Source organism: Caulobacter sp. 17J65-9, assembly GCF_010975005.1.
In the GTDB taxonomy this organism is placed as follows: Bacteria; Pseudomonadota; Alphaproteobacteria; order Caulobacterales; family Caulobacteraceae; genus 17J80-11.
Genome location: NZ_JAAIVC010000256.1, coordinates 1 through 3,560 on the forward strand (window position 1 = coordinate 1; position 3,560 = coordinate 3,560).

Here is a 3,560-nt window from a genome sequence, read left to right on the forward strand (position 1 = left end):
CCGGCCGCCAGCACGCCGGCGAGGATCCACAACCGAATACGCAACGCTATGCCCCCGAGACAGGCGCGCCCGGCCCCCGGCGCGCGTCGCGACAGGCTAGCGGCGCGGGCGGGCGGCCGCCAGCGCGTGGCGGGCCGCGGATCGACGCGGGTTTCCAGCGGCGCCTTAACATGGGCGGCCCATGTCGGCCGCCGCGCGACCCCTCACCCTCAAACGCTTCGCGCGGGGCCTCCTCTTTCCCGCAAGAGGAGAGGGGCGACTGTGCGCCCACACGCGCGAGGTCCGGTGGCGGACCGATGCGGGCGACGCTGTGACCGCAATCGAAGGCCGCTACTCCGACGCCTGCACCTGAGGCTGATCGGCGAGCTCCGGCGCCGCCCGGCAGGCACAGGTTGCGCGCCGACGCTCTTACAGCGAAGGTTGCGCGCTCTGGGGGCGTGGGGTTTGAGTCTGGTGCAGTATCCGATCGTCGTGAGGCCGGCTGGCGGCCTGGTGTGGTTCTGCACGATCTGCGTGATCCTGCTGGCGGCGGGCGCGATCGCCTTTCACGTATGGAACCTGAGCGCCCCTGAGCCGAGCCCGACGTGGCTGACCCTGGTCATCGCCGTCGGACTTTCGCTCTTCGCCGTCTACGCCCTCCTGTCGGCTGGCAAGTCGGCGGTGCGGCTGCACGCCGACCGCATCGAGGTGGTCGGGGTGTTCCGCACCGCGGTCCGCCGGTTCTCGGACATCACCGGCGTCCGCCAGGGCGGCGACGCGGGCTTCGTGCTGGTCGCCCGCGAGGGCGTGCGCTCGCTGATGGTCCCGAAGTACGTGACGAGCGACGCGGCCGTCGTCGACTGGCTCAACGCCCTGCCTTACCTCGACATGATCGAGGCGCAGGCCGCCCAGGCCGAGCTCGCCCGCGACGCGCGCCTGGGCGCTACGGAAGCTGAGCGCCTGAAGAACCTGCAGCGGCTGCGCCGGGTCGGGCAGGTGCTCAACGTCGGCGGCTACGCGCTGGGCGCATGGCTGCTGTTCTGGCCGCGGCCGTACGAGGCGGCGGTGTACGCCGCCCTGGCCGCGCCCGCGCTCGCCTTCGCCCTGGCGTTCTGGCGGCCGGGCCTGTTCATCCTGGTCGAGCGCGGCCGAATTGAGATGCGCGCCCACCTTTGGGGGCTGCTGCTGGCGCCGGCCGGCGCGCTGGCCGTGCGGGCGCTGACAGACGTGCAGCTGGTCGAGCAGGGGCCGGCCCTGATGGCGGCGGCGCTCGCCACCCTGGTCGGCCTGGCGGTCGCGACGGCGGCGGACGAGCGCGCGCGCACGCGGATCGGCGTCGTGTTTCTGGTCATGATCCTGTTCCCCTGGGCCTGGGGCGGCGGCGTGCTGATGAACATGCTGCTCGACCAGACGCCGCCGCGCCTCGTGCCGGCGGTGGTCGAGGCGCATGGCGGCGAGGCCCACGACGATCCCGCGCTGAGCCTGCGGGCCGAGGGGCGGCTCTACGAGGATCTGGACGTGTCGGGCGAACGCTGGACGGCGCTGCGCGACGGCGACCACGCCTGCCTGGTCGAGTTCAAGGGCCGCTTCGGCTGGCGCCACGTGCTGGCCGGCGGCACGTGCGACGGCGGCCCGGTCCTGCCGATCGTGCCGGTGGACGCGAAAGCCGCCTCAGGGGCGTGAGATGCAGGACGGCGGGGGGCTGTGGATATTCGGGCTGACGGTCTGGCTCGCGGCGCTCGCCATGCCCCTGATCGGCGCGTTTCTGCTCGGCTGGGCCGCGCGGGCCTGCTTCGAGCGTGGGCGTCAGTGGGGCGGCGGCGTTCTGACGCTCGGGTGCCTGCTGCTGCTGGCGTGCGCGACGGGTGTGGGGCTGCTTCCCGTCATGGGGCTGCACGCCTGATCGGCTGGCGCGCGCCAGCGAGGCGTGCAGACTGAGCGATCAGTCGTTCGAGTGAGTCCCGCGTGCGTATCCCCGCCCTCGCGCTCTGCGCCGTCGCGGCGCTGGCCGCCTGTTCGCCGCCGCCTGAGGCCGTCATCGGTCCGACCGAGGTCGAGGGGTCGGTCGAGTGGGATTATCCGCGGACCGTCGACTGGGTGAACCGTCCGATGCTCGTCGTTCCGCGGCCCGGCGGCATCTACCCGCAGGTGCCCGACGTCCGGCTGGCGCTGACCTGCACGGCCGACGGCCGGCTCGATGTGGACGGTCTGAGGATCGTCACGGACGTCGGCTCGTACGAGATCCCGGAGGCGGCCGGGCTGTCGAACGGCGTGCTGGCCGTGATCGGCGAGCCGGTCTGGCAGTCGACCGGCTATGAGCTCCAGGCCGAACTGGTGCTTTCGCCGACGCCGGACCAACTGCGCAACCTGCTCACCGGCGACAAGCTCATTCTCACCGCGCCGACGCCGGAGGGCGACTACGGAACGACCTACCCCGCGCCGCCTCGGGCCCTGGCGGAGGCTTTCCTGCGGGATTGCGCGGCGGGACAGGGGCGGTGAGGGCGCCCGCCGCCCAACGCCTTCACTCGCCGTCGAACTCGACCTCGATCGGCGTGTTCGGCGGGATGTCGTAGCCCTTCTGGGTGATCAGCCACTTCTGCACGAACTCGCGCACCGTATCGCGGGCGCCGTGATCGCGGGCGAAATCGACGTACTTGGGATTCTTCGCGTCGGCCTCCAGCAGCGAGCTGACGCGCCGCAGCAGGTCAGCCTGAGTGCCGAGGCCCGGCGCCAGGGCGCATTTCGAGAGAGTGCCCTTCAGTCCCCTGGTGTCGAAGGCGACGGGCGTCGCGGGCTCGAGCTTCGGCGCCTTCACGAACAGGCGCTGATTTCGGTAGTCCGCGCTCCAGTGTTTCGCCAGCCGGACGCGATAGGTTATGTGCGCGTCGACCGTGTAGGACGCGTGTTCCTTGCAGAACGGCACGTCGATCCCAAGCACGACGAACATATTGGTGAGATTGACCGGGCGTGGGTATCTGACCTTCACGACCTCCAGCAGGCCGCCGTTGGTTCGAATAACCACCGGCGTGTCGGTGAAGGCGGGCTCAGGCGCAGTCTTGTGCCTTGACAAGGACAACGCTCCGAACGCCAGCGCGATCACCAGCAGGGCGGGCAAGACGAACCTCGGCTCCGCAAGACGGCGCCATTTTTCGATCGTCGAGGGCGGGTCGCCGGCCGGCAGCACGCCGGCCTCGTCCGCGCGCGACAGCAGCCGCTGACCCAGGGCGCCGTCGACCCGGTAGGTCACCTCGAGCGTGTCGCCGTTCATTTCCGCCGCGACGACGGATACGAGCTTGCCGGGAACTACGCCCGCGATGAGCATCCCGCGCCGGATATCTTCAAGTCTCATGTCGCCCCCCCGCCCTGGCTGCGCCCGTCCCCGTCACGGTTGTAGCAGGATGGCGCTCGCATAACAGTGGTACGTGACGGGCGGGCTGGGCTTCAGCTTCGCCAGGGACGGGGAAACGGGTGGCTGGGAAACGGGACGAGAGGGCGCCGAGCGAGGCGGGGGGCAAGGCGTTGGCCCTGAGAGCTGTGGGGGAGGGTGTGGCGGCGAAGGCCGCGACCAGCCTCGCCAAGGC

Annotated in this window: 4 protein-coding genes; 3 read left to right on the plus strand and 1 reads right to left on the minus strand. The window is 71.2% G+C overall.

The genetic code is table 11. The features are described from left to right. Positions 1–444: 444 nt before the first annotated feature. The 3 genes from G3573_RS20840 (at position 445) to G3573_RS20850 (ending at position 2,478) form a co-directional block, all read left to right on the plus strand. Positions 445–1,662 (plus strand): hypothetical protein, encoded by a 1,218-nt coding sequence (locus tag G3573_RS20840; protein ID WP_163263569.1) that lies wholly within the window; start codon positions 445–447, stop codon positions 1,660–1,662. Between the two features lies 1 nt (position 1,663). After that, positions 1,664–1,882, plus strand: a complete 219-nt coding sequence (locus G3573_RS20845; protein WP_163263570.1) for a hypothetical protein — start codon at positions 1,664–1,666, stop codon at positions 1,880–1,882. A 62-nt stretch (positions 1,883–1,944) separates the two neighbouring features. Continuing rightward, positions 1,945–2,478, plus strand: coding sequence for a hypothetical protein (locus G3573_RS20850; RefSeq protein ID WP_163263571.1), 534 nt, complete (start codon positions 1,945–1,947; stop codon positions 2,476–2,478). A 22-nt stretch (positions 2,479–2,500) separates the two neighbouring features. Here G3573_RS20850 and G3573_RS20855 read toward each other — a convergent pair whose 3' ends face one another. Further along, positions 2,501–3,328, minus strand: coding sequence for a hypothetical protein (locus G3573_RS20855; protein ID WP_163263572.1), 828 nt, complete (start codon positions 3,326–3,328; stop codon positions 2,501–2,503). Positions 3,329–3,560: the final 232 nt, after the last annotated feature.